This window comes from Ruegeria sp. CE9, from assembly GCF_056537425.1.
The window spans coordinates 146859-167730 of sequence record NZ_JBQFRO010000001.1; the positions used below are offsets into that span (position 1 = coordinate 146859).

25 protein-coding genes are annotated in these 20872 nt (G+C 59.3%); 13 read left to right on the forward strand and 12 right to left on the reverse strand.

Annotated features, from left to right (window positions below; all coding sequences use genetic code 11):
• Positions 1-5: 5 nt before the first annotated feature.
• Positions 6-584 carry a disulfide bond formation protein B gene (locus tag ACR0B3_RS00755; RefSeq protein WP_480807440.1) on the forward strand — a complete coding sequence of 193 codons (579 nt, stop codon included), beginning with the start codon at positions 6-8 and terminating at the stop codon, positions 582-584.
• Between the two features lie 30 nt (positions 585-614).
• On the opposite strand, the gene ACR0B3_RS00760 is transcribed toward ACR0B3_RS00755, so the two are convergent.
• The 6 genes from ACR0B3_RS00760 to secG all read right to left on the reverse strand — a co-directional run bounded on the left by ACR0B3_RS00760 (position 615) and on the right by secG (position 5039).
• Complete coding sequence (locus ACR0B3_RS00760; protein ID WP_480808004.1) at positions 615-1052, reverse strand: tellurite resistance TerB family protein; 438 nt, start codon at positions 1050-1052, stop codon at positions 615-617.
• Between the two features lie 79 nt (positions 1053-1131).
• Positions 1132-1581, reverse strand: coding sequence for a tellurite resistance TerB family protein (locus ACR0B3_RS00765; protein WP_170683068.1), 450 nt, complete (start codon positions 1579-1581; stop codon positions 1132-1134).
• Positions 1582-1622: 41 nt separating this feature from the next.
• Positions 1623-1916, reverse strand: a complete 294-nt coding sequence (locus tag ACR0B3_RS00770; RefSeq protein WP_170683067.1) for a DUF1330 domain-containing protein — start codon at positions 1914-1916, stop codon at positions 1623-1625.
• Between the two features lie 71 nt (positions 1917-1987).
• Positions 1988-2764: an isocitrate lyase/PEP mutase family protein gene (locus tag ACR0B3_RS00775; protein WP_480807441.1), complete on the reverse strand. Its 777-nt coding sequence runs from the start codon at positions 2762-2764 to the stop codon at positions 1988-1990.
• 102 nt (positions 2765-2866) lie between these two features.
• Complete coding sequence (locus tag ACR0B3_RS00780) at positions 2867-4510, reverse strand: CTP synthase (protein ID WP_170683065.1); 1644 nt, start codon at positions 4508-4510, stop codon at positions 2867-2869.
• A 160-nt stretch (positions 4511-4670) separates the two neighbouring features.
• Positions 4671-5039 (reverse strand): preprotein translocase subunit SecG, encoded by a 369-nt coding sequence (gene secG / locus ACR0B3_RS00785; protein WP_170683483.1) that lies wholly within the window; start codon positions 5037-5039, stop codon positions 4671-4673.
• 151 nt (positions 5040-5190) lie between these two features.
• On the opposite strand from secG, the gene nthA reads away from it, so the two are divergent.
• The 6 genes from nthA to ACR0B3_RS00815 all read left to right on the forward strand — a co-directional run bounded on the left by nthA (position 5191) and on the right by ACR0B3_RS00815 (position 9346).
• Entirely contained in the window at positions 5191-5805 is a 615-nt protein-coding gene (nthA, locus tag ACR0B3_RS00790) for a nitrile hydratase subunit alpha (protein ID WP_480807442.1), read from the forward strand.
• Positions 5802-6479, forward strand: coding sequence for a nitrile hydratase subunit beta (nthB, locus tag ACR0B3_RS00795; RefSeq protein WP_480807443.1), 678 nt, complete (start codon positions 5802-5804; stop codon positions 6477-6479). The genes nthA and nthB overlap by 4 nt, the downstream gene beginning before the upstream one ends.
• Complete coding sequence (locus tag ACR0B3_RS00800; protein ID WP_480807444.1) at positions 6476-6811, forward strand: nitrile hydratase accessory protein; 336 nt, start codon at positions 6476-6478, stop codon at positions 6809-6811. The genes nthB and ACR0B3_RS00800 overlap by 4 nt, the downstream gene beginning before the upstream one ends.
• A 211-nt stretch (positions 6812-7022) precedes the next feature.
• The gene (locus tag ACR0B3_RS00805; RefSeq protein WP_480807445.1) at positions 7023-8318 is read left to right on the forward strand and encodes an adenylosuccinate synthase; all 1296 of its coding nucleotides are present in this window, start codon (positions 7023-7025) and stop codon (positions 8316-8318) included.
• Positions 8318-8560 carry a DUF2842 domain-containing protein gene (locus ACR0B3_RS00810; protein WP_480807446.1) on the forward strand — a complete coding sequence of 81 codons (243 nt, stop codon included), beginning with the start codon at positions 8318-8320 and terminating at the stop codon, positions 8558-8560. Before ACR0B3_RS00805 ends, ACR0B3_RS00810 begins: the two co-directional genes overlap by 1 nt.
• Positions 8561-8638: 78 nt before the next feature.
• On the forward strand, positions 8639-9346 hold the full coding sequence (locus tag ACR0B3_RS00815) for a porin family protein (RefSeq protein WP_480807447.1): 708 nt from the start codon (positions 8639-8641) through the stop codon (positions 9344-9346).
• On the opposite strand, the gene ACR0B3_RS00820 is transcribed toward ACR0B3_RS00815, so the two are convergent.
• Positions 9343-9885, reverse strand: coding sequence for an N-acetyltransferase family protein (locus ACR0B3_RS00820; protein ID WP_480807448.1), 543 nt, complete (start codon positions 9883-9885; stop codon positions 9343-9345). The two genes, ACR0B3_RS00815 and ACR0B3_RS00820, sit on opposite strands and share 4 nt — an antisense overlap.
• Positions 9886-10106: 221 nt before the next feature.
• Positions 10107-11840, reverse strand: coding sequence for a hypothetical protein (locus ACR0B3_RS00825; RefSeq protein ID WP_480807449.1), 1734 nt, complete (start codon positions 11838-11840; stop codon positions 10107-10109).
• A 120-nt stretch (positions 11841-11960) separates the two neighbouring features.
• Between ACR0B3_RS00825 and ACR0B3_RS00830 the strand changes: the two genes are divergently transcribed.
• On the forward strand, positions 11961-12668 hold the full coding sequence (locus ACR0B3_RS00830) for a thiamine diphosphokinase (RefSeq protein ID WP_480807450.1): 708 nt from the start codon (positions 11961-11963) through the stop codon (positions 12666-12668).
• Here ACR0B3_RS00830 and ACR0B3_RS00835 read toward each other — a convergent pair.
• The 4 genes from ACR0B3_RS00835 to ACR0B3_RS00850 are packed head-to-tail and all read right to left on the reverse strand — an operon-like array spanning position 12613 to position 16092.
• Positions 12613-13527, reverse strand: coding sequence for a DMT family transporter (locus ACR0B3_RS00835; protein WP_480807451.1), 915 nt, complete (start codon positions 13525-13527; stop codon positions 12613-12615). The genes ACR0B3_RS00830 and ACR0B3_RS00835 overlap by 56 nt on opposite strands.
• A gap of 45 nt (positions 13528-13572) precedes the next feature.
• The gene (locus ACR0B3_RS00840) at positions 13573-13989 is read right to left on the reverse strand and encodes a GFA family protein (RefSeq protein ID WP_480807452.1); all 417 of its coding nucleotides are present in this window, start codon (positions 13987-13989) and stop codon (positions 13573-13575) included.
• A gap of 26 nt (positions 13990-14015) precedes the next feature.
• On the reverse strand, positions 14016-15389 hold the full coding sequence (locus ACR0B3_RS00845) for an L-serine ammonia-lyase (protein WP_480807453.1): 1374 nt from the start codon (positions 15387-15389) through the stop codon (positions 14016-14018).
• A gap of 1 nt (position 15390) precedes the next feature.
• On the reverse strand, positions 15391-16092 hold the full coding sequence (locus tag ACR0B3_RS00850; RefSeq protein ID WP_480807454.1) for a glutathione S-transferase family protein: 702 nt from the start codon (positions 16090-16092) through the stop codon (positions 15391-15393).
• A gap of 167 nt (positions 16093-16259) precedes the next feature.
• On the opposite strand from ACR0B3_RS00850, the gene rpiA reads away from it, so the two are divergent.
• From rpiA to ACR0B3_RS00875, 5 genes are all read left to right on the forward strand, one after another.
• Entirely contained in the window at positions 16260-17045 is a 786-nt protein-coding gene (gene rpiA / locus ACR0B3_RS00855; protein WP_480807455.1) for a ribose-5-phosphate isomerase RpiA, read from the forward strand.
• A 127-nt stretch (positions 17046-17172) separates the two neighbouring features.
• The gene (gene gor / locus ACR0B3_RS00860; RefSeq protein ID WP_480807456.1) at positions 17173-18531 is read left to right on the forward strand and encodes a glutathione-disulfide reductase; all 1359 of its coding nucleotides are present in this window, start codon (positions 17173-17175) and stop codon (positions 18529-18531) included.
• 84 nt (positions 18532-18615) lie between these two features.
• Complete coding sequence (gene hflK, locus ACR0B3_RS00865) at positions 18616-19761, forward strand: FtsH protease activity modulator HflK (protein ID WP_480807457.1); 1146 nt, start codon at positions 18616-18618, stop codon at positions 19759-19761.
• Positions 19761-20657 carry a protease modulator HflC gene (hflC, locus tag ACR0B3_RS00870; protein ID WP_480807458.1) on the forward strand — a complete coding sequence of 299 codons (897 nt, stop codon included), beginning with the start codon at positions 19761-19763 and terminating at the stop codon, positions 20655-20657. Before hflK ends, hflC begins: the two co-directional genes overlap by 1 nt.
• Complete coding sequence (locus ACR0B3_RS00875; protein ID WP_170669666.1) at positions 20657-20851, forward strand: DUF2065 domain-containing protein; 195 nt, start codon at positions 20657-20659, stop codon at positions 20849-20851. Before hflC ends, ACR0B3_RS00875 begins: the two co-directional genes overlap by 1 nt.
• Positions 20852-20872 lie beyond the last annotated feature (21 nt).

Sequence of the window (20872 nt, forward strand, 5' to 3'; positions counted from 1 at the left end):
GTTCTATGTCACCTGAATTTGCTCGGAACATGAACGCAATTGGCGCACTGGCGGTCTGCCTGGTTCTGGTGCTTGCCTTCTACTTTCAGCTTGTCCTCTATGAACTGCCCTGTCCGCTATGCTTGCTTCAACGCGTGGGATTCGTGGCTGTTGGGTTTGGGCTGGCGCTGAACCTGTTGTGGGGCACGCGTGCCAGAAACTATGGCATCGTGCTTGTAGCGGCGATTTTTGGGATCAGCGTTTCGATCCGCCAAATCCTGCTGCATATAGTGCCCGGTACAGGACACTATGGGTCCCCTGTTCTGGGCCTGCACTTTTATACCTGGGCGGGAGTTGCGTTTGGTTTGATCATCCTTGGGACCGCAGTCATGCTGGTCTTTGAGAAGCAGTATGATCTTGCCTCGGATGTTCGAGCAACCGAACGGTTTGGTGGAAGTGCGTTGGCCAAAACGGTGTTTTTCCTGATCTTGGCTTTAGCCGTTGCGAACGCAGGTTCTGCGCTTCTGGAATGCGGACCGGGTATCTGCGACGACCCGCCGACGGACTACAAGTTTCTGAACGAGCTTGAGGGCAGCGATTCATAGCGCAGTCAAAGCCGAAGGCTTGCCAGTTGATCAGGCCTTCGCCGCCTTTTGTCTTGCAAGCGCCGAATCTACATCGCTTACGCCGAGCAGGCTGACGACGAGGCGCAGCAACGAATCCTCTTCTCCGCTTCGTTGGCCGTCTGCCAAGGCGACCGACCACATGGCCTGCACGACGGCGAGGCGGTCGTCATAGGCGATAGCTTCTTTGATGGCGCGGGTAAAGCGGACGGTGTCGGGGGCCTCAGCCTCAAGATCTTCGGCGCGGGCGCGCAGGGCTGCGGCCTCAAATGGCGACAAGCCGTAGCGTTCGGCCGAGATGCGGTCGATCCGGGCCATCTCGGTATCGGCATAGTCATTGTCGGACCGCGCGATGCGCACCAAAAGGGCGGTGAGAGCCAGACGGGCATCATCTTCGACAAGCGGGTCGGGCTGCGGCTGCGTGAGCCGGGACAGGAAATCGCTGAACATGGTCAAATATATAGAGCGCGATCCGAAAAGTGGGAACCGGTTTTCGGGCCAAATCGCGCGCCAGATCAAGAGAAGTTGCTTAGGTCGCTTCTAAGCGGCTTTGTATCCGTTCGCGCGCGGCCTTGCTGTCGTTGAAGCTGAGGCCCATGGCAATGCGGGCTTCTTCGACGATCTTGACCTCGCCCTCATCCGAGTCACCATCGGCCAGCACGACCTCCCAAAGGGCATCCAGCGCGGCCAGACGTTCCTTGAGATCGGTGGTTTCACGGATAAGTTTACCGAAGGTATCGGTGTCGGGGGCCGCTGCGTGGAGTTTTTCGCAGGTGGCGCGGACCTTGGCTGCCTCGATCGCGTTGTGCTGATAGAGGCGGGCGAGGATGCGGTCGATAAGGCTGATCTCTTCCAGCTTATAGTCGCGGTCGGCCTGCGCCACGCGCACCAGTAACGCTCCCAGCGCCAATTCCGCATCGGGATCGGGCAGTTTGTCATGTTGCGGTGGCCGGAAGGCCTGAAAGAACTTTTTCAGCATAGGGTCAGGATATTCCGTAATTCGAGGCGCGCCAAGCGGTGCTAGCCATCGTAGCCCTGAATAATCACGAGATCGCCGGTCGAAACCGGATCGCGTAGGGCTTTTGCGGCTTGATAGGCATCGCTTTCATAGCAGGCCAGCGCCTGTTCATAGCTGGGAAACTCAATCACCACCGTACGGGCGCGAGCCTTGCCCTCGGGTTCGGTCCTCTCACCCCCACGGACAAGGAATTTTCCTTCGTATTCGGCAAAAGGGGTCGCGTTAGCCGCGATATACGATTTGTAGGTTTCAAAGTCGTCAACATCGACATGGGCAACCCAGTATCCTTTGGCCACGAGGCGTCCTCCGCTGCTTTTGCATGCAAGGTGCGGAGGAACGGGTAGAATTGCAATCCCCTAAAAGTGGATCAGCCGACGGATTGAAGCGCCGCGCGGGCCGACTCCTGCAGCCAAGCGATCATTTGCCGATAGGGCACGGGGCCATAGCTGATCCGCGCCACGCCAAGTTTCGCCAACGTGGGCGTGTCGGGCGTGCCGGGCAGGGCGATGATGTTGACGGGCAGGTCGGTGGCCGCGCAAAGCTGGCCGATCATGGCTTCGTCCTTCAGGCCCGGCGCAAAGAACCCGCTGGCCCCGGCATCGGCATAGGCTGCCGCGCGGGCCATGGCATCGTCCAGCATTGCCTGATCATGTGTGTCTGGGGCGGCCTTGAGGAAAATATCGGTGCGGGCGTTGATGAACGCTGGTACGCCTGCGACATCGCAGGATTCACGCATGGCGGCGACGCGGGCGCATTGGGTTTCAATGTCATAAAGGTCTTTGGTTCCAACGATCTGGTCTTCGAAGTTAAAGCCCACCACCCCGGTTTCAAGCGCACGGGTGACATTGGTCGAGATGCCGAACGCATCCTCGGCATAAGCGCCTTCGAGGTCCATGGTGACCGGGATATCGACGGCATCGACAATGCGACTTGCATTGTCCAGAGCCATGTCGAAGGGGATCTTTTCGCCATCGGAAAAGCCCTGCGCCATCGCTACCGGAGCGCTGCCAGTGGCCAGCGCCTTGGCCCCCGCGTCGCGCACGGCGGCGGCGCTGCCTGGGTCCCAGATGTTATAAAGGATGACCGGATCGCCCTTTTTATGCAGGGCTGCAAACTGTTCCGCTTGGGTAATCTGATCGGTCATGTCCGGTCTCCTGTCGCTGCTATGGCGGCAGTTAACCGTGTAAACCGTCGGCACGTAAAGATATTTCGCGCCGACTGGTACAAATCAGTTTTTAGCCCGTGATCAGACCAGACGCGAAGTGTCTTTCGCGGCGCGCACAAACTCGCGGAACAGGGGGTGCGGGTCGAAAGGTTTGGATTTCAGTTCCGGGTGGTACTGAACGCCAATGAACCACGGGTGATCCGACCATTCGACGATTTCCGGCAGGCGGCCATCGGGCGACATGCCCGAGAAGTTCAGGCCAGCCTTTTCCAGCTTGTCACGGTATTTGATGTCGACCTCATAGCGGTGGCGGTGGCGTTCCTCGATCTGGGTGCCGCCATAGACATCGGCGACCTTCGAGCCCTCGGCCAGCACAGCGTTATAGGCGCCCAGACGCATGGTGCCGCCCTTGTCGTCGCCCACCTTGCGTTCGACTTTGTGATTGCCTTGCACCCACTCTTTCAGGTGGTAAACAACGGGTTCAAAACGCTTTTTGCCAGCCTCGTGGTCGAATTCCTCGGACCCGGCTTCGGTGATTCCCGCCGCGTTGCGTGCGGCTTCGATCACGGCCATCTGCATGCCCAGACAGATGCCCAGATAGGGCACTTTGTGTTCACGCGCATATTGCGCGGCTTTGATCTTGCCTTCGGTGCCGCGTTCGCCAAAGCCGCCGGGGACGAGGATGGCGTGGAAGCCTTCCAGATGCGGGGCGGCGTCTTCGGTGTCGAAGACCTCGGCATCAACCCATTCGACCTTGACCTTGACCCGGTTGGCCATACCGCCATGGGTCAGTGCCTCGGCAATGGATTTATAAGCGTCTTCCAACTGCGTGTATTTGCCCACGATGGCAACTTTGATCTCACCTTCGGCATTGTGGATGCGGTCGCTGACGTCTTCCCATTTGGCCAGATCGGGCTTGGGGGCAGGGCTGATCTGGAACGCGTCCAGAACCGCCTGATCCAGACCTTCGCGGTGATAGGCCAGCGGGGCGTCGTAGATGGTGCTGAGGTCCTGCGCTGCGATCACACTGTCGGGGCGGACGTTACAGAACAGGGCCAGCTTTTCGCGTTCTTTGGTGGGGATCGGGCCTTCGGAGCGGCAAACCAGAATGTCGGGGGCCAGACCGATCGAGCGCAGCTCTTTCACCGAGTGTTGGGTCGGCTTGGTTTTCAACTCGCCTGAGGCTTTGATGTAAGGCAGCAGCGTCAGGTGCATAAAGATACACTGACCGCGCGGCTTGTCCTGACTGAACTGACGGATGGCTTCGAAAAACGGCAGGCCCTCGATGTCGCCCACGGTGCCGCCGATTTCGCAGAGCATGAAATCGACCTCATCCTCGCCGATGGCGATGAAATCCTTGATCTCGTTGGTGACGTGCGGGATCACCTGAATGGTTTTGCCGAGGTAGTCTCCGCGGCGTTCCTTTTCCAACACATTGGAATAGATCCGGCCCGAGCTGACCGAGTCGGTCTTGCGCGCGGCCACACCGGTGAAGCGTTCGTAGTGGCCAAGGTCCAGATCGGTTTCGGCCCCGTCATCGGTGACGAAAACCTCGCCATGTTCGAACGGTGACATGGTGCCGGGGTCGACGTTCAGATAGGGGTCAAGCTTGCGCAGCCGTACCGAATATCCCCGTGCCTGCAGCAAAGCGCCCAGAGCCGCCGATGCCAGTCCTTTGCCCAAGGACGAAACCACACCACCAGTGATGAAAATAAATCGCGCCATGTTGTTCGGCTTGCTCCCGTGAGACGTCAAAATCAGCTGCCCGGCGGTTCGAAAAAACCGCTGCATCACGGGACTTCACATATAAAGGATTCGCGCGCACAGCGCAAGAGAACCGCAAGATGCTGTTGCAGTTCCCTTATGGATTTCTAGGTTTTGTGGCTTAGTCGGCAGCCTGCGGGATCAACGGAGCGTTGTCACCCTGCGCCGGGGGCAGAAGATCATCCGCAGATGGAACCGCTGGCGTGCTTTCCTCGGTCGAGGCCGGGGCAGGGACGCCGAGGCGGTCAATCACCGAGCTGCCAGACGATTTCTGAGCGGCCAGAATCGTCAGCGTGATCGAGGTCACGATGAAACACGCAGCCAGAATCCATGTCAGCTTGCCCAACGCCGTTGCTGCCGCGCGGCCCGTCATGGCCCCGCCGCCACCGCCACCCATGCCAAGGCCGCCGCCTTCGGAACGTTGCATCAGCACAACGACAATCAGGCCCAAAGCCAGAAGAAGGTGGATGATGAGAACGACGTTTTCCATGGTGGTCCTGTACAGCGTGGCGTGTATCGCGTGGTACTTATGCAAGTTTGATGCTGGGGGCAAGTCACGAGTTGGCATCACGTGCGGTGATGTTTCATATCACATCAAAGAGACTGGACAGAGCGCCGTTCAGTCGCGCAGGCTGCGCCCCATGCCACATGATGATCACGACCACCCGCACGCCCTGTTGCCCCCTGAACCCGTGCTTCGCGTAAAGGCGCTTGAAACGATTCTAACCCGCAAGGGGCTGATCGATCCGGCCGCTTTGGATGAAATCATTGATACCTATCAAAACAAGATCGGTCCGCAGAACGGTGCGCGTGTTGTTGCCAAAGCCTGGAGCGATCCTGCTTTCAAAGCGGCGCTGCTGGAAGACGCCACTTCGGTCGTGGCCGATCTGGGATACTACGGGCGGCAGGGTGAGCACATGGTTGTGATGGAAAACACGCCCGGGCAGCACAACATGGTCGTATGCACTTTGTGCAGCTGCTATCCGTGGCCGCTGCTGGGCATCCCACCCGGCTGGTACAAATCCGATGCCTACCGTGCCCGCGCCGTGCGCGAACCGCGCAAGGTTCTGGCCGAATTTGGAGTGACCCTGCCTGAAGACACATCCGTGCGCGTCTGGGATTCGACTGCCGAGATTCGCTATCTTGTCCTACCAATGCGCCCTGATGGGAGCGAGGGGTTGGGCGAGGATGAGCTAACCACGCTGGTGACGCGCGACAGCATGATCGGCACCGGGTTGCCCAAGGTGCCCTCATGACGCGGGTTCATGATATGGGCGGGCGATTTGGCGATGGTCTGGTAAACCCAGAGACCGAGGATGCGCCGGTATTTGCCGAAGATTGGCACGCTCGGGCGCTTGCGGTCACTCTGGCCGCAGGGTTTCTGGGGCAGTGGAACATCGATGTGTCACGCCATGCGCGAGAAAGGCTGTCGCCCAAGGACTACGCGCGGTTTTCATACTATGAGAAATGGATATCCGGTTTGGCCGATCTTCTGGTTGAAAACGGTGTTCTGACACTGGACGACCTGCGCGGGGTCGATCAGGAAACGACGCACCCTCTGGCCGAACGAATGCTAAAGGCGGAGGCGGTCGAGGCTGCGTTGGCCAAGGGCGGGCCTGCAGATCGCCCTTCAAACCTTGCGGTTCGGTTTCAAGCTGGGCAAGCCGTCCGAACTTCGGCTCAGAGCGCCAATCGTTTGGTCGAAGGTGGTCACACCCGATTGCCGGTCTACGCGGCTGGCGCGACAGGGCGCATCCTGAGGCTGCATGGCACCCACGTGCTGCCGGATTCCAACGCCCATGGATTGGGTGAGGCCCCCGAACCACTCTACGCGGTCGCGTTTCCCGCCTCGGAGCTTTGGGCAAATCCTGAGCACCCGGCGGATGAGGTCGTATTGGACCTGTGGCAATCTTATCTGGAGCCCGCATGAACGATTGCATCACCCATTCAGCCCCCGAGCCGGTTTTTGCCGAACCCTGGCATGCGCAGGTCTTTGCGGTCACTGTCGCGCTAAACGAGGCGGGTCGGTTTGATTGGACTGACTGGGCGGAACGGTTTTCGAAGACATTACAGCTCCATGGGCTCAAAAAAGAGCTGGATGGCGGCGACGATTATTTTCGCGCTTGGTTGGAAACTTTGGAGCTTCTGCTGGCAGAGCAGGGGGAGGCATCCGCTGATGATGTCCGAAGTCTAAGCGCTGCCTGGGAAGAGGCTTATCTGACAACGCCTCATGGACAGCCCGTGCATCTGGGGCAACGATAGGGGGCGCTGCCCCCGCCGCCCGTGCGGGCGACTCCCCCGGGATATTTATAGCCAGATGAAGCAGGGATCCGCTCTTCATCTGGCTAAAAATATCCCCGCCGGAGGCATCGCGCGCAGCGCGATTTGCTACTGCGGCGAAATATCGGTTTCCCTGCCGTCTGTGCCCCGCTATATGAGCCGGGTTTGAATATTCAGCGCAAAAGGACCGGATATGGCCAATGTGGTTGTTGTCGGCGCCCAGTGGGGTGACGAAGGAAAAGGCAAGATCGTCGACTGGCTCAGCGAGCGGGCAGATGTGATCGCGCGTTTTCAAGGCGGGCATAATGCCGGGCACACTCTGGTCATTGATGGAGAGGTCTACAAGCTGAACGCACTGCCTTCGGGTGTGGTCCGCGGCGGCAAGCTGAGCGTGATCGGCAATGGCGTTGTTCTTGATCCATGGCATCTGGTGAAGGAAATCGAGTCGATTCGGGCTCAGGGCGTTGAAATCTCGCCAGACACGCTGATGATTGCTGAAAACACGCCGCTGATCCTGCCCATTCACGGAGAGCTGGATCGCGCGCGCGAGGAAGCGGCCAGCAAAGGCACCAAGATCGGTACGACGGGGCGCGGGATTGGTCCGGCCTACGAAGACAAGGTCGGGCGGCGTTCGGTCAGGGTTGCCGATCTGGCGGACGAAGCCACGCTGGAGGCACGTGTGGATCGCGCATTGCAGCATCATGATCCGCTGCGCAAAGGGTTGGGCATCGAACCGGTGGAACGCGATGCCTTGGTGGCGCAGCTGAAAGAGATTGCGGCCCAGATACTGCCCTTTGCGGCGCCGGTCTGGAAGGTTCTGAATGAAAAGCGCAAAGCGGGTAAGCGTATCCTGTTCGAAGGCGCGCAGGGCGCTTTGCTGGACATTGATTTCGGGACCTATCCGTTTGTGACGTCTTCAAACGTCATTGCAGGCCAGGCTGCGACGGGCGTTGGAATTGGCCCGGGTTCGGTGGATTTTGTTCTTGGAATCGTCAAAGCCTATACCACGCGCGTAGGTGAGGGGCCGTTTCCGACCGAGTTGGATGATGATGACGGATTGCGGCTTGGCACACGTGGGCATGAATTCGGAACTGTAACAGGCCGCAAGCGCCGTTGCGGGTGGTTCGATGCCTGCCTCGTGCGCCAAACCTGTGCAACCAGTGGTGTGAATGGCATTTCGCTGACCAAGCTGGATGTACTGGACGGGTTTGAGACGCTGAAAATCTGCGTTGGGTATGAGCTGGATGGCGAACGTCTGGACTATTTGCCAACCGCTGCCGACCAGCAGGCGCGCTGCCTGCCGATTTATGAAGAGATGCCGGGGTGGAGCGAATCCACTGAAGGCGCGCGCAGCTGGGCGGAGTTGCCCGCGAATGCGATCAAATATGTGCGCCGCGTAGAAGAGTTGATCGAATGCCCGGTTGCACTCTTGTCCACAAGCCCGGAGCGGGAGGACACCATACTGGTGACCGACCCGTTTGCAGATTGATGAGTGGGAACGGAAAGCCCGGCCTCAGCTATAAGGCACGGCGGCGCTGGTCGATGGTACTGCTGCTGATCGGGTTGCCCGTTTACATCGTTGCGGTGGTGACAATCGTGAACTGGCTGGATCGTCCACCAATCTGGCTGGAACTTCTGGTCTATGTCGCGCTTGGCATTGTCTGGGCGTTGCCCTTCAAGTTTGTCTTCCGCGGGGTGGGCAAAGAAGACCCGGATCAGGATCAACACTAAGACCCCCGATTGTTTTGATGTCCGCCGCGTGGCACGGTGCTTGCAACTTTGACTTGTGGCAACCAGAGGCAGCAGGACATGAAGAACCGGGTATTGGCGTCAGTAGCGGCAACTTGTGTCGCGTGCAGCGCTTTGGCTGATGAGTGGAGCTATACGATTGCGCCTTATTTCTGGGGGCCGGAATTCAGGACCTCATTGGATGTGGGGCCAAACCCGCCGGTTGATGGGGATACCTCGATCTTCAATATTCTCAATGGGGCTTTCCTGATCGCGGGTGAGGCCCGGAATGGTCGCTGGTCGATCGGTGGCGAGTTCAACTATCTCAACCTTGGAGACGAAGTTTCTGTGGGGCGGATTGACAACGCCGCCAGCTGGGACCTTGAGGGCACAATGGCCACCTTGGCGGCCAGCTATGCCGTTTACGAAGATGCTGAGGCACGGCTTGAGGCCCTGGCTGGGCTGCGTCATTGGGATCTTGATGTTTCAACCACAGTGCTGAGGCGCACTTTTAGTACAGATCAAAGCTGGACCGATCCGCTAATCGGAATGCGGTACAGCCGGGTGTTAAATGAGCGCTGGAGTCTGGCGGCGATGGGCAACATTGGCGGTTTCGGCTATGGCTCGGAATTCCAGTGGGAAGCGCTGGTGCAAGCAAGCTGGAAATGGCGCGAGAATATCAGCGTCGCAGGCGGATACCGCCATCTGGATGTCGAGTTTGAAGACAACCGAAATGTGATCGATCTGATCCTGACAGGACCTTACGTTGCGCTGGCGTTCAACTTTTAGTCTGGCCAACTAAAAACTGCACGGGCAAATGCGTGATATTCCCCGGCAATTTCCTGTGCCATACTGATCGGCGTTGGCCAGGCCGGTGTAAGGGTCGCCGCGACCTCGCCAGTCATAAGCTTTAGATCGGCACTGTGTTTGCTGGCCAGATGACGCATCCTTTGATTGGTGGCGAGGCAGATCATGTGCACCTCACGTATCCCGCGGTTACGGGCACCCGCGATGATGCGCGACAGCAGAGCGTCTCCGATACCGCGATCCTGCCAAGAGGTCTCGACGCTGAAAGCGGCCTCGGCCCTGCGGTGGTCACCGTCAACGATCATTCTAAGCTCGGCCATTCCGCGCAGACAGCTATCGGGAAAGGCGCCAAAAACAAGAGAAGCGTCGTCGAATAGGGACGACACATATTGCTCCAGAAATTCATCAGGGACGAACAGACCAAACCGCGATCGCAGCACCTCGGGTTCAAGGTTTTGGAAGTGAGCTGCCACAAGGGGCTTGTCGAAGACACGCAGACGTCGAATTGCAAGATCGTACATAACAGTTACCTCAGGTCAGAAACTTGGGTATCCAGAAGCAAATTTTAGATTGTCTATGCGGTCATCATAGCGAATTTCTGCACTGCAGCATGACTGCGTTAAGGTCGCATGGTTAGAAAAAGCAAATTGTCGCCGATTGACTAAGATATAGGCATAATGAAAGGGCCAGAGTTGCCTCTGGCCCTGTCGCGTCTTGAGGGGGTATTTGGGTGCGCGCGGGATCAACCCGCAGCGCGTTCGTCGTCATTCGGGCGGAACCCGATCTGATTGGAGGCGGCGAAACGGCCACCTCCGGCCTTTTCAATCTTGCCGTCACGCAGCAGCTGGCCGAACGAGCGCAGGCTTTCCTCGCGGTTGAACGAGTCTTGCTTGAGCGAGCGAACCTTGTTCATCAACTGCGGGCGCGAGAACTGTTCCTGGCCTTCGATGAAGGAGAGGTAAGCTGCGGCCGCTTCCAAAAGGTCAAGCAGCGACTGTGCGCCTTGTTCCTGGGCAAAGGTGGCAAACCCACCTTCTTCGTCGGTTGCCGTATCTTCATCGGGCGAGATCACGCGGCGCGGTGTCACCGGGCCCGTGTCTGCGGTTTCGGTGTCGATCCGTTGTTCGGCTACCAGTTTTAGGGGGGCGGCGGCGGCGACAACGGGGCGCGCGCTGGTGACTTCGACTTCGGGACGGCGCGGATTCACGACCGACGCCAGATCACCGCGATACTGGTCTTCGGGAGTATCATCATTGCCCTTGCCTTCTTCGCGCTCAGCCTCGGTGGCCGCCACGGCGGTACGTAGATGCGAATAGGTGTCGCGCTGACCGCTGGTTGCAGGGTCATCCAACTGAGCGCCAGCTTCGTCCATCAGGCGCGAGACGTCCTGATCCAAACCTGTCATATCGGGCAGTTCTGCTGTTGTGTTCGCCTCAAGCTCGGATTCGACCAGAGCCATTTCATCGAGCAGAAGCGCTTCATCCTCGGCAGAGATGACGCCCTGGGCGAGGGTAGAGAGATCGGGTTCATCCTCGGCGTCGATTTCCTGGTCTTCGCCCAGAATATTCGCAGGGCCTTCGTCTTCGGCTTCAGAGGTATCGTCGAGATCCGAGAACAGCACATCTTTGTCGGTGACCTCAGCGGTCGGCTGTTCATCGTCTTCGTCTTCGGCATCTAATGCAGTGATTGCCGTGGTTGTTTCAATTTCATAATGCTCAGCTTCGACAGGGGCAGGTGCCTCTGCGACCAGCGCCTCTGCAAAGGGTTCTTTAGTTTCAACCGGAACCTCGGCGACCTCTTCGACCTGCTCGGGCGCTGCAAACTGTTCGATTTCGGGTTCAGCTGCTTGTTCGATTTCAGGTTCAGCTGCTTGTTCAGTTTCGGTTTCAACAGCTGGAGTGTCGTCTTCGGCCGCGTCCTCAAAATCCGCAGGGTTCAACGCACCGGCCTCGAAGGCGGCAGAGATTGCATCGACCTTGGGCTTTGCGGGCTGAAGATAGCTGACGTCTTCATCCTCGGCATATGCAGCAGGGGCTGCGTCGGAATGTGAGACAACAGCCCGGATGCGCTGCAGCTTGGCTGCGATACTGTCGGCGGCAGGGCCGTCCTCGACCAGGGGGGCAGATGGAGCGGGGGGAGCAACATTGGTGACGGGCTGAACGGGTTCTGGCGTCGGGGCGGGCGCAATTGCAGCGGGGGTCGGTGCTGCAGCTGGGGCGGCTTCGGTGGCGCGCAGTAACAGGCCGGTCTCGTTCTGGCTGGCTTCTACCTTTTGCGCGGCGTCACGCTGCGCGATCCGGGTCAGCATCTCGGCGTCAGGTTGAGGAGGTTCCGAACCAAAGTATCGGTCATCTGCGGCAAGGTCCCGAAAATACTCGGCGATCGCCTTCATTGTTTCAAATGAATCGTCAAAGCCTTCGAGGGTGCACGAGAAGGTGCCGTATGAAACGGTGAGTACCTTGTTGTTCTGTACCATCAGACGCATGTCCTTTACAAACTACCAGGTCGATTACCAGACACAGCACGGGCAACCGACTCGAAACTCTAGCGATGAAGCTATCATTTTGTGGTTTCATTATGTCCAAAACTAGAAAATATGGTCAATCTTGTGGAAAATGGGGTAATTGTTCGCTCGAACGAGCCAATCGGGCTGTTTGGCGGCGGAGAAGTCGGGCCAGAGGACGTAAATCTGGTGCTAAACCGCGTCAGTTCCGCTGTTGCGGCGGATGGTGGGGCAGTTGCTCTGATTGATTCGGGGCGGTTGCCGGATGTGGTAATCGGCGATTTCGACTCGATTACGGCAGAATATCGCGCCCGTATCCCCGAGGGTCGGCTGCACCAGATTTCCGAGCAGAACAGCACCGATTTCGACAAGGCACTGCGCAATATCGATGCGCCGGTGGTGCTGGCCGCTGGGTTTCTGGGCGCGCGGGTGGACCACCAATTGGTGGCGTTCAGTGCGCTGGTAAGGCGGCAGGACCGGCCCTGCGTTTTGCTGGGCGCGCAAGAGATCGTTTTCCATACGCCGCCTCGTATCGCTTTGGAGCTAACGCCCGGTGACACCGTGTCATTGTTTCCGCTGAGGCGGGTGACAGGGCGCAGCACCGGACTGGAATGGCCGATTGATAATCTGGTGCTGGAGCCGGATGGGCAGGTCGGGACTTCGAACCGAGCGCTGGGCGCATTCACGCTTGAGGTCGACGAGCCTGGCCTGCTGACGATCTTGCCGCGCGCGGCTTTGGATCAGGTCATGCGGGCGTTTCAGTCGGGCCGGACCGGGCGTTGGCCCGCTCGTGCAAGATGACGTAAAGCCCGGCCGCTATGGTGATGCCGATGCCTAGCGCGGCCAACCCATTCGGAAGATCGTGGAAGATCAGCCAGCCGAACAGGGTGGCCACCGGGATTTCCAGATATTGCATCGGGGCAAGTGTCGCTGATGGCGCATAGCGGAGCGACCATGTCATGAACAGATGTGCCACGGTGCCCAGCACGCCAATGCCCAGCAGCAGCCACAGCGCATCGGCTGGTGGCACTGATAGGGTCAGCAGTGGCAGGCTGGTTTGTGTTCCCAACAGCAGGATGGGTAGAAGAAGCACCGTCGCCATAGCGCCAGACACGGCTTGCAGCGCAATCGGGTCGGTTTGCTTGGCAATCTGCCGTGTGACCAGCATGAACAAGGCAAAGACCACCGCGACGATCACAGGCAGCAGGGCGGGAGCACCAACTTGCGCAAAGCTGGGTTGGATCACCAGCAAAGTGCCGATGAAACCCACGACACAGGCAATCAGGCGGCGCGGGCCGACCTGTTCGCCCAAGATGTATTTGCCAAGCAACAGCATGATGAAGGGCATCACAAAGGCGATGGCGACGGTGTCGGCCAGCGGCATATACTGAAGCGCGGTAAACATCGCCGTGATCCCCACGATATGCAGCAGCGTGCGGATCAGCGTCAGGCGCAGAACGCGCGGCGTCATGCGCCATTGCTTGCCGGTCACGGCGACAAGAGGGATCAGGATCATGGCCTGCACGCCGAACCGCACCAACACTAGAAGGCCCACGGCAATGGTTTCACCCAACAGCTTGGCCATCCCGTCACCAAGCGGTGCGAGCACGCAAAAGCCGAGCATCAATATGATGCCTAGTACGGGGCGATCCTGAGTCATATGCGCGACGCTAGCGGTTTCGCGGCACCGGGGAAAGCTCTGATCTCAGGCGTCAGGCAGGGGTTGGACTTTGGTGTAGTCCGGGCCGATGCAGGTGGGCAGGTCGTCGTTGAGTTGCAGCCAGTTTAGCTTTTCCTCATGCGCGACATGCAGGGTTGGTGTCAGCGCCTCGGGGTTTTCCAGCGTTGCCACGTAAAGGTGCATCACATCCGACATTACGGTCGAGCGGAAGGAGATCGGAGTGCCGCAATCGGGGCAGAAACTGCGCTCGACCCCGGGGGAGGAGTTGAAAACTTTCGGGGGCTCTCCGGTCCAGCGCCAATTGCCGTCGCGTACCCCGAAATAGGTGGTCATGGGCGCGGCGCATTGGCGACGGCAGCTGTCGCAGTGGCAGGTGACACAGGACAAAACCGGAGGATCAACCTGATATCCGATCTTGCCGCACAGGCAATGTCCGCGCATGTCACCCGCTCTTTCTTGCTGTCAGATCAGCAGTTCGGCACGTTGACGGCCAAGCCGCCCAATGAAGTTTCCTTGTATTTCTCGTGCATATCCTCGCCGGTCTGGCGCATGGTTTCAATGGCCGCGTCCAACGGCATGAAATGTTTGCCGTCGCCGCGCAGGGCCAGCGAGGCGGCTGAGACTGCCTTGATCGCGCCGAGGCCATTGCGTTCGATACAAGGCACCTGCACCAGTCCCGCGACCGGGTCGCAAGTCATGCCGAGGTGATGCTCCAAAGCGATCTCGGCGGCGTTTTCGACCTGCTCGGGCGTGCCGCCCATCACGGCGCACATGCCTGCCGCAGCCATGGCAGAGGCACTTCCGACCTCGGCCTGACAGCCCGCTTCGGCGCCCGAGATCGAGGCGTTGAACTTGACCAGCCCGCCGATGGCGGCGGCAGTCAGCAGGAAGTCTTCTATATGGCTTTCGGACGCGCCGGGGACGTGATCGAGGTAATAGCGCAGGACCGAAGGCAGCACGCCTGCCGCGCCGTTGGTGGGGGCGGTGACAACCTGACCACCAGCGGCGTTTTCTTCGTTCACGGCCATCGCATAGACGCTCATCCAGTCGTTAATCGTGTGGGGCGCGTTCAGGTTCATGCCGCGTTCCGCCAGCAGAGCATCGTGGATGCCCTTGGCGCGGCGGCGCACGCTGAGGCCGCCGGGCAGGATGCCATCGGTCTTGAGGCCGCGTTCGATACAGTCATTCATCACCTGCCACAGACGCGCGCTGCCTTTGGCAAAGCTATCCGCACAGCCGCGTGAGATTTCATTCTCGCGCTTCATCTGGGCGATGCTCTTGCCGCTGGTCTTCGCCATTTCAAGCATCTCGGCGGCGGATTTGAACGGGAAGGGCACAGGGTCGCCTTCATCGGTCGCTTTGCCTTCGGCGAGTTCTTCCTCGGTCAGGACGAAGCCTCCACCGATCGAGTAATAGACCTGCCGCAGGATGACATCGCCCTGCGCATCGGTGGCCATGAGGATCATGCCGTTGGCATGGCCGGGCAGGTTGTTGTCGTAGTCGAAGATCAGATCGGCCTTGGGATCGAAGCTGAGCGTCGGCAGGCCTTCGGGTGTGACCGTGTGGGTTTCGGAGATTTGGGCCAGTGCGGCCTCGGCTTTGTCGTTGTCGTAGGTGTCGGGCACAAACCCGGCGAGGCCCAGGATCGTGGCGCGATCTGTGGCGTGACCGACGCCGGTAAAGGCCAGTGATCCGTGAAGCGAGCCGCGCAGGCCGGTGAATTCGAACGGCGAGGCGCGCATCATGTCAAGAAACCGCGCGGCGGCCACCATAGGGCCCATGGTGTGGGACGACGACGGGCCAATGCCCACTTTGAACATATCGAAGACAGAGAGAAACATGTCAGGTAGCTGAGCCTTCTGGTGGGGTGGCATAAGTTGGCGAGGTGAAGGGGGTAACCCCCAGCCCCTCGGCGGCGATGGCTGCGCGGGTTGAGGCGCGGTGTTCAAGCTGCATGAGGATCTTCTGCAAATAAGGCGTATCAGCCAGTTGGTACCAGCTGCGGTCGGCCTTTGCAGGATACAGTGCCATCCAGCGCATCATACAGGCGACATAGATCGTCAGGACCGAGGGATTATCAGCGCTGAACCACTCCGGATCATCCTTTGCCAAAGCATCCAGCAGGGTCAGGTGCAGACGCAACCGGGGGCGGATACCTGCGCGCAGCGTGTCGGCCTGATCGACGGCGATGTATTTCTCGGCATAGAACAGGATGCGAAGATCGGCGTGCAGAGTATTGGAGGCAAAGAACAGCCATTTCAGGAAGGCTGCGCGATCCGGGTTGTCTGCGGCCGGGGCCATCTGCGCATGCGTATCGGCCAGCCACAGCAGGATCGCGGCGGTCTCGAAGATCGGACCCTGGGGAGTTTCCAGCACCGGGATCAGCCCATTGGGATTCAACGCCCGGTAGGTTGCACCATTCTGGGCATCGCGGGCGCGATCGACCAGTGCGGTCTCGTAGGGCTGGCCCATCTCTTCCAACACCAGTCGGATCACCAACGAGACGTTGTCGGGGGCGTAATGCAGGCGGTACGGCGATTCCATGGCGTCTATCTAGGGTGTCTGGCGATCAGAATAGGGGCTGATTGCGACGTTTCCTATCGGAAACGCGCATTTCAGCGACATGTTAGCACAAGGAAGGGGTGTTTTGCCTCTCGCAGTTGCGCGGGGCATTCCGTATAAGTCCGTCAGAATTCTGAGGGGATGCTGCCATGATCAAAGATTTGTCGCCCATCGACAAAGCCAAATATGTTGCTGCCTGGCGCGCCGCCGATCTTGTTCAAGACGGAATGCGTGTGGGTCTGGGGACGGGCTCGACCGCCGCGTGGCTGGTGCGCCGCCTGGGCGAGCGGGTGCGCGACGAAGGGCTGAGGATCAGAGGCGTTCCGACCTCGACCGCGACGGCGCAACTGGCACGGGAAGAGGGGATCGAGGTGATCTCGCTGGATCAGGCCGGGTGGCTGGACCTGACCATCGACGGCGCGGATGAGTTTGATCGTGAGTTCAATCTGATCAAGGGTGGTGGTGCTGCGCTGCTGCAGGAAAAGATCGTGGCCACCGCCAGCGACCAGATGGTTGTCATCGCGGATGCGGGCAAAGAGGTGGAAACGCTGGGTGCATTCCCCTTGCCGGTTGAGGTGATCCCGTTTGGCTGGCAGACCACCCGCACGCTGATCGAAGAGGCGCTGGACACAATGGATGTGCTGGGCACTTCGGTCACGTTGCGGATGAATGGCGAGGCGCCCAAGGTCACGGATGAGGGCAATCACATTCTGGACCTGCACCTCAAGCGGATCGGCAACGCGCGGCAGCTGGCCTTGGTCATGAACCAAATCCCCGGCGTGGTCGAGAACGGGTTGTTCATCGATATCTGCGACAAAGTTATCGTCGGCTATGGCGACGGGCGGGTTGAGTTGCGCGATCTGAACGAAGGCACTGTTCTGACCGATATGCTGGGCGACGGCGGGGACAACCTGTTTTCCGATATTGCAGACTGACGACCGGACAGGTGGTGTGCCGAACCTCAAAAAAACGCGAAAATTCAATCGCCAGGGGTTGGCAGTTTGGGATTTGCGCCCAGATATCCAGTGAATTTTGACCTCGCGGAATAAAAGGAACTCTTACATGAGCTTTGACTATGATCTGTTCGTCATCGGAGGCGGCTCGGGCGGGGTGCGCGCGGCGCGTGTGGCAGCTGGCGAAACCGGGGCCAAGGTGGCGCTGGCGGAAGAGGATCGCTATGGCGGGACCTGCGTGATCCGGGGCTGTGTGCCCAAGAAGCTGATGGTCTTTGCCAGCGAGTTCTCGGACATGGTCGGCGATGCGCAGGAATATGGCTGGGATATTCAGCCCGGTGCGCTCAATTGGGATACGTTCCACGGCAAGCTGGTTGCGGAATTGGACCGGCTGGAAGGCATTTATCGGAGTATCCTGAAGAACAATGGCGTCGAAAGCTTTGATCAGCGCGCCAGCGTTGTTGATCCGCACACCGTTGAGCTGGCCGATGGCGCCCGCAAAACGGCCAAGCATATCCTGATCGCCACCGGTGGTCGCCCGGTTGTGCCCGAGTTCCCGGGCTCGGACCTGGCAATCACGTCGAACGAGATTTTCCATCTGGAGAAGCTGCCGGAAAGCATCCTGATCGTTGGCGGCGGCTATATTGCAAGCGAATTTGCCGGGATCATGAACGGGATGGGGGTCAAGACGACTCAGTTCTATCGCGGCGCGCAGATTCTGCGCGGTTTTGACGAAGAGGCGCGTGGCCTGATCAGCGATGAGATGTGCCAGAACGGGGTCGATCTGCATCTGGGCACCAATGTGCTGGAGATGAAACAGCAGGGCGACAAGATCTGGGTGAAGGCCACGAACGGGTCTGAGCAGCTGTTCGATGTTGTCATGTACGCCACGGGGCGTGCTCCAAATGCGGATGATCTTGGGCTTGAGGCGCTGGGCGTTGAACGCGGTCGCAAAGGTGAGATCATCGTGGATGAGTACAGCCAGACCGGCGTGCCCTCGATCTACGCCATCGGGGATGTGACCGACCGGGTTAACCTGACACCGGTTGCGATCCGCGAGGGCATGGCCTTTGTCGAGACGGTCTTCAAGGGCAACCCGACACCGGTGGATCACGAGCTGATCCCCACCGCGATCTTCACGCAGCCGGAATTCGGAACAATTGGCCTGAGCGAGGAAGACGCCGCTGCACAAGAACCGATCGAGGTCTATGCGACCTCGTTCAAGCCAATGCAGAAGGCCTTTGCTGGCGGCACGCAGCGGGTTCTGATGAAGCTCATCGTCTCGCAGGCCACGCGGAAGGTGCTGGGTTGTCACATCGTCGCGCCTGGCGCGGGTGAGATGATTCAGCTGGCGGGGATTGCGGTCAAGATGGGCGCAACCAAGGAAGATTTTGACCGCACGGTCGCCGTTCACCCGGTCATGGCCGAGGAATTGGTGACAATGCGGCAACCCGTGCGCACGGCTTGATTTGCAACTGCGCGCACACAAGTTACAAGGGAACCCGTGATCACACGGTCCTACAACTGGTCCAATACAAGGGATAAGACACATATGGCGGGCAACAGCGGCGGCCCCTGGGGGGGCGGAGGCTCATCCGGTGGCGGAGGAAATCGGGGCAATAACGGGGACGGGCGCAAGCCCCCCGAAGGCGATAGCCCGCAGATTCCCGAAATCGATGAGCTGATGAAAAAAGGCCAGGAACAGCTGCGCGTCCTGATGGGCGGTCGAGGCGGCGGTGGCCGCGGCACAAATGGTTCCGGCGGTGGCGGCGGAGGCCCTATCTTCACCAAGGGAACGGTTGCGATCGGAGCTCTGGTTGCGATTGGACTTTGGGCTGCAGCCAGTTTCTACACTGTGAAACCCGAAGAACAGTCTGTTGAGCTGTTTCTGGGTGAGTTTTCCGCTGTTGGGAACCCGGGTCTGAACTTCGCGCCATGGCCCGTTGTGACGGCTGAGGTTATCCCGGTCACTCGCGAACAGACCGAGGATATGGGCGGCGCACGTGGCAGCGATGATGGTCTGATGCTGACTGGCGATGAGAACGTGGTCGATATCGATTATCAGGTCGTTTGGAATATTAACGACCCGGCCAAGTTCCTGTTCAACCTGCGCGACCCGCGCCAGACGATCCGCGCGGTGTCGGAATCGGCGATGCGTGAGATTATTGCGCAGAGCGAGCTGGCACCGATCCTGAACCGGGATCGCGGTATCATCGCCGAGCGTTTGCAGGAACTGATCCAGTCGACCATGGACAGCTACGATTCGGGTGTGAACATCATCCGTGTGAACTTTGACAAAGCCGACCCACCGCAAGAGGTGATCGCGGCCTTCCGTGACGTTCAGGCCGCCGCGCAGGAACGTGACCGGTTGCAGAACGTGGCCGACGCATATGCCAACCGTGTTCTGGCGGAAGCGCGCGGTGAAGCGGCGCAGGTTCTGGAAGAGGCGGAAGCCTATCGCGCCCAGCAGATCAACAGCGCCATGGGTGAAGCCAGCCGTTTCAGCGCAGTTCTGGAGGAATATTCCAAAGCGCCGGATGTAACGCGCAAGCGTCTGTATCTGGAGCGGATGGAGCAGGTTCTGGGCGATGTCGACAAGATTATTCTGGATGAAAATACATCAGGTTCGGGGCAGGGAGTTGTACCCTACTTGCCGCTCAATGAACTGCGCCGTAACCCTGCAGGGGAGAACAACTGATGCGTAAAACGACAATCATTCTGCCGATCGTTTTCGTCGCAATCGTCGGCATCCTGTCCTCAATCTTCATCGTGGATGAGCGTGAGCGTGCTCTGGTTCTGCAATTTGGCCGCGTTGTGGCTGTGAAAGAAGATCCAGGTCTTGCCTTTAAGATCCCGCTGATTCAGGAAGTGGTGCGTTATGACGACCGCATCCTGTCGATCGACGTGCAGCCGCTGGAGGTAACACCTCTGGATGACCGCCGTCTGGTTGTGGATGCTTTTGCGCGCTATCGGATTTCTAATCTGGAACAGTTCCGTCAGGCCGTTGGTGTCGGTGGTATCCCGGTCGCCGAGGATCGTCTGGACCGTATCCTGCGTGCTGAAACACGTGAGGTTCTGGGTTCGGTATCGTCCCGTGACATCCTGAGCTCGGACCGTGCCGCGCTGATGCTGCGCATCCGCAACAGCGCGATTGCCGAGGCGCAGGCGCTGGGCGTCAGCGTGATCGACGTGCGTCTGAAGGCAACCGATCTTCCGCAGGCTAACCTTGAAGCGACCTTTGACCGGATGAAGGCGGAGCGGGAACGTGAGGCCACCGACGAACGCGCCCGTGGTAACGAGGCGGCGCAGCGTGTGCGTGCGCAAGCAGACAGGACTGTGGTCGAGTTGGTGTCGGACGCAAACCGTGAAGCCGAGATCATTCGCGGTGAGGCGGATGCTGAACGCAACGCAATCTTTGCCGAAGCTTACGGCGCGGACCCGGAATTCTTCGAATTCTACCGCTCGCTGACGGCCTATGAGAATGCCCTGCAAGGCAGCAACAGTTCGTTGATCCTGAGCCCGGATTCCGAATTCTTCAACTACCTTGCCTCGCCAACCGGGCGGCGGGCACCAGCGGCTTCGGCTTCTGAATAATGGGTATGATCCTTCTGGCCTTCGGGCTGGTGCTGATTGTCGAGGGGCTGGCCTATGCGCTGGCCCCTTCGCTTATTGAGCGCATGCTTGAAGCGCTGCGCGCGCTGCCTGAACAGGCGCGACGGCTGATGGGATTGCTCTGCGTCGTCAGCGGGCTGGTGCTGTTGTGGGGCGCGTATCAGGTCGGATTCTGATGCGACGGTTTCACGCGCCGG

Coding starts and splice junctions, on each gene's coding strand:
- ACR0B3_RS00805 (WP_480807445.1), top strand. CDS start 7,023: ATGGCCAATGTGGTTGTTGTCGGCGCCCAGTGGGGTGACGAAGGAAAA.
- ACR0B3_RS00775 (WP_480807441.1), bottom strand. CDS start 2,764: ATGACCGATCAGATTACCCAAGCGGAACAGTTTGCAGCCCTGCATAAA.
- ACR0B3_RS00755 (WP_480807440.1), top strand. CDS start 6: ATGTCACCTGAATTTGCTCGGAACATGAACGCAATTGGCGCACTGGCG.
- hflC (WP_480807458.1), top strand. CDS start 19,761: ATGCGTAAAACGACAATCATTCTGCCGATCGTTTTCGTCGCAATCGTC.
- gor (WP_480807456.1), top strand. CDS start 17,173: ATGAGCTTTGACTATGATCTGTTCGTCATCGGAGGCGGCTCGGGCGGG.
- ACR0B3_RS00845 (WP_480807453.1), bottom strand. CDS start 15,389: ATGTTTCTCTCTGTCTTCGATATGTTCAAAGTGGGCATTGGCCCGTCG.
- ACR0B3_RS00780 (WP_170683065.1), bottom strand. CDS start 4,510: ATGGCGCGATTTATTTTCATCACTGGTGGTGTGGTTTCGTCCTTGGGC.
- ACR0B3_RS00760 (WP_480808004.1), bottom strand. CDS start 1,052: ATGTTCAGCGATTTCCTGTCCCGGCTCACGCAGCCGCAGCCCGACCCG.
- ACR0B3_RS00815 (WP_480807447.1), top strand. CDS start 8,639: ATGAAGAACCGGGTATTGGCGTCAGTAGCGGCAACTTGTGTCGCGTGC.
- ACR0B3_RS00875 (WP_170669666.1), top strand. CDS start 20,657: ATGGGTATGATCCTTCTGGCCTTCGGGCTGGTGCTGATTGTCGAGGGG.
- ACR0B3_RS00840 (WP_480807452.1), bottom strand. CDS start 13,989: ATGCGCGGACATTGCCTGTGCGGCAAGATCGGATATCAGGTTGATCCT.
- ACR0B3_RS00800 (WP_480807444.1), top strand. CDS start 6,476: ATGAACGATTGCATCACCCATTCAGCCCCCGAGCCGGTTTTTGCCGAA.
- secG (WP_170683483.1), bottom strand. CDS start 5,039: ATGGAAAACGTCGTTCTCATCATCCACCTTCTTCTGGCTTTGGGCCTG.
- ACR0B3_RS00810 (WP_480807446.1), top strand. CDS start 8,318: ATGAGTGGGAACGGAAAGCCCGGCCTCAGCTATAAGGCACGGCGGCGC.
- ACR0B3_RS00850 (WP_480807454.1), bottom strand. CDS start 16,092: ATGGAATCGCCGTACCGCCTGCATTACGCCCCCGACAACGTCTCGTTG.
- ACR0B3_RS00835 (WP_480807451.1), bottom strand. CDS start 13,527: ATGACTCAGGATCGCCCCGTACTAGGCATCATATTGATGCTCGGCTTT.
- nthB (WP_480807443.1), top strand. CDS start 5,802: ATGACGCGGGTTCATGATATGGGCGGGCGATTTGGCGATGGTCTGGTA.
- hflK (WP_480807457.1), top strand. CDS start 18,616: ATGGCGGGCAACAGCGGCGGCCCCTGGGGGGGCGGAGGCTCATCCGGT.
- ACR0B3_RS00820 (WP_480807448.1), bottom strand. CDS start 9,885: ATGTACGATCTTGCAATTCGACGTCTGCGTGTCTTCGACAAGCCCCTT.
- ACR0B3_RS00830 (WP_480807450.1), top strand. CDS start 11,961: ATGGTCAATCTTGTGGAAAATGGGGTAATTGTTCGCTCGAACGAGCCA.
- ACR0B3_RS00765 (WP_170683068.1), bottom strand. CDS start 1,581: ATGCTGAAAAAGTTCTTTCAGGCCTTCCGGCCACCGCAACATGACAAA.
- ACR0B3_RS00825 (WP_480807449.1), bottom strand. CDS start 11,840: ATGGTACAGAACAACAAGGTACTCACCGTTTCATACGGCACCTTCTCG.
- rpiA (WP_480807455.1), top strand. CDS start 16,260: ATGATCAAAGATTTGTCGCCCATCGACAAAGCCAAATATGTTGCTGCC.
- nthA (WP_480807442.1), top strand. CDS start 5,191: ATGCCACATGATGATCACGACCACCCGCACGCCCTGTTGCCCCCTGAA.